Genomic DNA, 4,248 nt, shown 5'->3' with positions numbered 1-4,248 from the left:
CTACCGGCCGAACATCTTCGCGAAGAAGCCCTCCTTGGGCTCGGCCTCGTGGCCCGGGCAGCGCTGGGACTTGGGCACGCCGGCCATCACCTGGTCGACGTGCATCCCGCAGCCGGCCCAGGTGGTCTTTCCGCACTTCTTGCAGGTGGCCTGACGGCACATGTCTGTTCTCCTCGGGGAGTCGAAATCGGGCGGCCCGGTTCGGGCAGCTCGGCACTCCCGAGATTACATACCCCTAGGGGTATATGCAACCGCAGGTCGGCGAGCCGGGTCAGGTCCGCCCGCCGGGGCCTCCCAGCCGGGCGCCCCACTCCCGGGCCCGGTCCAGTTCGCCGGGGAGAAGCGGCCCCTCGTAGCCGTCGACGTAGAAGGTCTCGGGGTCCGCCGCCAGCCGGCACCCGAACTTTCTCGGTCTCCTGGCGATCTTCCTGCCGGCGTGTCCCGGTAGGTCGGGGTGGCGGACGTGGGTGTCGAACGTGGCCCCGTCGAGGGAGGCCCGGCCGGCGGCGTCGAGCCATTCGCGCACGCCCGAGGTGATGAGCCCGCCGCCGCGGCGGTGGGCGTCCTCGCGGGTGCCCTCCCGGCTGAGGCCGAAGGCGTGCGTGGGGGTGCCCACGACGAGCAGGTCCACTGCCAGCCCGGTCAGCGGCGGCGCCTCGTGGGCTAGACGACGAGGGCGGTCATGGCGGGTCCCTTCGGGTGGTCTCTGGGCGGAGTGTGCGACGGCGGCGGTGGTTGTGGCGGAAAGAATCCTCTAGGGAATCGTGCTGATCCGGAGTAGTGTCCGTCACGCCCACACCGTGAGGGTTTCCTCACATGGCTAAGGAGTGCGGCGTGAGCCTACGACGATCGTCCCTTTCCCTCCTGGCCGCCGTGGCGCTCGCCACGACCGCCGGATGCAGCTTCTCCCTCGGGACCAGTGACCCGCCCGCCGACGGTGGCGGCACGGGCACGATCGCGTCCAGTTCCCCGTCCGCCGACAACGCGTCGGTGAGTCCGCAGGTGCTCGAGGATTCGGTGGTCTTCCTCATGACCACGGTCACGGGGTACGTCCTGTACCCGGGCGGCGAGAACGGCGAGTACGTGTGGTCCGACGAGGTCACCGCCGTCGGTTCCTGCACGGGCTGGATGGCGGGCGAGGGCGGCGAGATCATGACCGCCGGGCACTGTGTGGATCAGGACGAGGGGCGCTCCGCCCTGATCAGCACATTCCTCTCGGACTACGACGTCACCGAGGAGGAGAGGGTCGATGCGGAGATCAACTGGACCGTCGAGGGTCTCAAGGACGGATCCGAGATCGAGGTGCAGGTGATGACCAAGCAGCCGAACATCGACGGCGCCACCATCTCCGACTGGATCCCGGTGCAGGTCGTGGACGTGTTGCCGTTCGAGAAGGGGGACCTCGCCCTCCTCCGGGCCAACGGGCTCCGCCCCGACTCCCAGCCCCCGGTGATGAACGTCGCGGACGAGGACCCGCAGACGGGCGACAGCGTGACGTCGATCGGGTTCCCCGCCGCGGTCGCCGACGTCTCCAACACGATGTCCATCCAAAACCCCTCGTTCAAGACCGGAACGATCTCGTCCAAGCAGATCTCTCCGCGAGGGGTGGCCGGCTACGAGATCAACGCGGACATCAGCGCGGGGATGTCCGGTGGTCCGACCGTCAACGAGGCGGGCAAGGTCGTCGGCGTGAACTCGTACACCATCCGGGGTGAGAGCCAGGCGTTCAACTTCATCACCGACACCGCCGACCTGCGTCGGTTCCTCGAGAAGAACGGCGTGGGCTGACGGGTCGCTCAGCCGTCGGCGTCCGCCAGTAGGCCGTAGAGGCGCTTGCGGAGCGCGACCAGCTCCTCGGTCGCGGCGGCGCCGGCGGCCTGGTCGCCGGTCTGGACGACGGCCCGCACCGCCATGGCGGCGTCGCCGAAGGCCTTCCAGAGTTCGGCGTCCCCGCCGAGTCGGGAGGTGGCCTCCTCGGTGGCGTCGTCCCACGGCGCGGGGCGGTCGGCGAGGTGCTCCAGCTCCGCGCGGCCGGCATCGGTGAGCTGGTAGTGCTTGGGACCGGCGTCCTCCGCGGGGCCGATCAGTCCCTCGTCCTCCAGGAGCGACAGCGCGGGGTACACCGCGCCCGAGCTGGGTCGCCAGGTCCCGCCACTGCGCTCGGCCAGCTCGCGCAGGATCCCGTAGCCGTTCATTGGCCCCTCCGCCAGCAGCAGGAGCGCTCCGTGCCGGACGTCCCCTCGTCGTCGTCGCCGCTGGGCGCCGCGCCGCATCCCGCGTCCCTCGTCGAACGGTCCGAACGGCCCACCCGGGCCGAAGGGTCCGCCGGGTCCGAACGGCCCGCCCGGTCCGAAGGGCCCCCCGCCGTGACCGTGGTCGTGGCGATGACCCCTGCGATGCCCGCGCGGGCGGCCGGGGTGGCCGCCGTGTCGCGGATGTCCGATGTCGTGGTTGCGCATCGTCTCTCCTGGTGTCCGGGGCCCCCGCGTGGAGCCCGCTTCGTCCACGAGTATCAACGCCACTCCAACGACTGTCAACGACATATCGTTAGCGCCCACGCTGTTGGTCGGGTGACCAGTCGGGCAGGATGGTGTCACGACGACGGGAACACTCAGGTGGGCCCGCGCGTTGCAGTGGTACGAGTGATTCGTCGCTGACCCGGCGGGGACTCTCGATCACCGACCTTCCCCGACTATCCGAAGGGACCTCGATGCGCAGCAGCAGCAATCCGGTCTTCAGCTCCCTGTCCCAGGACAGCGCCCGTGGCGCCACCCAGCTCGGTGGTGCCGGCCGTGCCACCTTCCAGCAGGGCCAGTACGGCCAGCAGGGCTTCGGCGCCCAGCCCGGCTACGGCACGCCCCAGGTGCAGCCGCAGTTCGGCGCGGACACGCGGCCCATGACGATCGACGACGTGGTCACCAAGACCGCCATCACGCTCGGCCTGCTCAGCGTGGTGGGCGTCCTGGCCTTCACCCTGATCGACGGCAACCCGGGCCTGCTCATGCCGCTCCTGCTGGTCGGCGGCATCGGCGGACTCATCACGGTGCTCGTGGCCACCTTCGCCCGCAAGATGGACTCCGCGCCCGTCACCCTCACCTACGGCGCCTTCGAGGGACTGTTCGTCGGCGCCGCCACGTACCTGTTCACCATCGACCTGCAGAGCACCGGGGGCGTGCTGGGTGCGGTCGGCAGCGCCATCCTCGGCACCATCGGCGTGTTCGTGGGAATGCTGTTCGTCTACAAGACCGGTGCCGTCCGCGTTACGCCCAAGTTCACGCGCTTCATGTCCGCGGCCCTGGTCGGCGTGCTGTTCGCCGCACTCGGCAGCATCCTGCTGAGCTTCTTCACGGGCACCAACCCGCTGTACAACGGCGGCCCGATCGCGATCGCCTTCTGCCTCCTGTGCATCGGCCTGGCGGCGTTCAGCTTCCTGCTGGACTTCGACAACGCCGACCGCCTCGTGCGCGCCGGTGCCCCGGCCAAGATGGCGTGGGGCGTCGCGCTCGGCCTGACCGTCACCCTGGTGTGGCTGTACATCGAGATCCTGCGACTGATGAGCTACTTCCGCAACTGATCGGACGCGGCTCCTAGCCGACGACCTGCGGCCCCGGCCCCCTGCGTGGGGAGCCGGGGCCGCCGGCATTTCGGGGCGGCGGAGAGCTCGGGTTGCGCTGCCGCTTCGGTCCGGACCCCCAGCGCAAGCGAGCGATTTGCGAGCATTCCGCCAGCGCAAGCCGGAGGGGCAGCGTGAGCCGGAGGGGCGGAGACGAGAAGAGCGTTCCGACCGCCGCCACTCGGGCGATGCGGTCGGAACGCTCTTCGGGACGCCGCGAGGTGGGCGTCAGGTGGGGATCAGCTGAGGCGCTCGAGCACCATGGCCATGCCCTGGCCGCCGCCGACACACATGGTCTCGACGCCGAACTGCTTGTCCTGCGCCTGCAGGTTGTTGATGAGCGAGGCGGTGATGCGGGCGCCGGTCATGCCGAACGGGTGGCCGAGCGCGATGGCGCCACCGTTGACGTTGAGCTTGTCCTCCTCGATGCCGAGCTCGCGGGCGGAGCCGATCACCTGGACGGCAAACGCCTCGTTGATCTCGAACAGGTCGATGTTGGAGACCGACTTGCCGGCGATGCGCAGCGCGTTCTTGACCGCCTCGACCGGGCCGAGGCCCATGATCTCGGGCGAGAGGCCCGAGACGCCGGTGGAGACGACCCGCGCGAGCGGCGTGAGGCCCAGCTCCTTGGCCTT

Annotated in this window: 5 protein-coding genes and 1 pseudogene; 2 read left to right on the top strand and 4 right to left on the bottom strand. The window is 69.9% G+C overall.

The genetic code is table 11. The features are described from left to right. Together B4M60_RS09170 and B4M60_RS09165 are read right to left on the bottom strand one after the other, a co-directional pair. Nucleotides 1–162 (bottom strand): hypothetical protein, encoded by a 162-nt coding sequence (locus B4M60_RS09170; RefSeq protein WP_291082590.1) that lies wholly within the window; start codon nucleotides 160–162, stop codon nucleotides 1–3. Nucleotides 163–271: 109 nt separating this feature from the next. Beyond that, entirely contained in the window at nucleotides 272–616 is a 345-nt protein-coding gene (locus tag B4M60_RS09165; protein ID WP_291082587.1) for a hypothetical protein, read from the bottom strand. A 218-nt stretch (nucleotides 617–834) separates the two neighbouring features. Between B4M60_RS09165 and B4M60_RS09160 the strand changes: the two genes are divergently transcribed. Then, nucleotides 835–1,788 carry a S1 family peptidase gene (locus tag B4M60_RS09160; RefSeq protein ID WP_291082584.1) on the top strand — a complete coding sequence of 318 codons (954 nt, stop codon included), beginning with the start codon at nucleotides 835–837 and terminating at the stop codon, nucleotides 1,786–1,788. Nucleotides 1,789–1,796: 8 nt separating this feature from the next. On the opposite strand, the gene B4M60_RS09155 is transcribed toward B4M60_RS09160, so the two are convergent. Continuing rightward, nucleotides 1,797–2,273 (bottom strand): PadR family transcriptional regulator, encoded by a 477-nt coding sequence (locus B4M60_RS09155; RefSeq protein ID WP_291082581.1) that lies wholly within the window; start codon nucleotides 2,271–2,273, stop codon nucleotides 1,797–1,799. Nucleotides 2,274–2,710: 437 nt separating this feature from the next. On the opposite strand from B4M60_RS09155, the gene B4M60_RS09150 reads away from it, so the two are divergent. Then, nucleotides 2,711–3,574 (top strand): Bax inhibitor-1/YccA family protein, encoded by an 864-nt coding sequence (locus B4M60_RS09150; RefSeq protein WP_291082577.1) that lies wholly within the window; start codon nucleotides 2,711–2,713, stop codon nucleotides 3,572–3,574. Nucleotides 3,575–3,852: 278 nt separating this feature from the next. On the opposite strand, the pseudogene B4M60_RS09145 reads toward B4M60_RS09150, so the two are convergent. Continuing rightward, nucleotides 3,853–4,248 (bottom strand): annotated as a pseudogene (locus B4M60_RS09145) (acetyl-CoA C-acyltransferase); the annotation flags it as partial.

Origin of the sequence: Dietzia sp. UBA5065 (assembly GCA_002415925.1) — a bacterium.
Classification (GTDB): Bacteria; Actinomycetota; Actinomycetes; order Mycobacteriales; family Mycobacteriaceae; genus Dietzia.
This window is presented reverse-complemented; position numbering and strand designations above follow the sequence as displayed.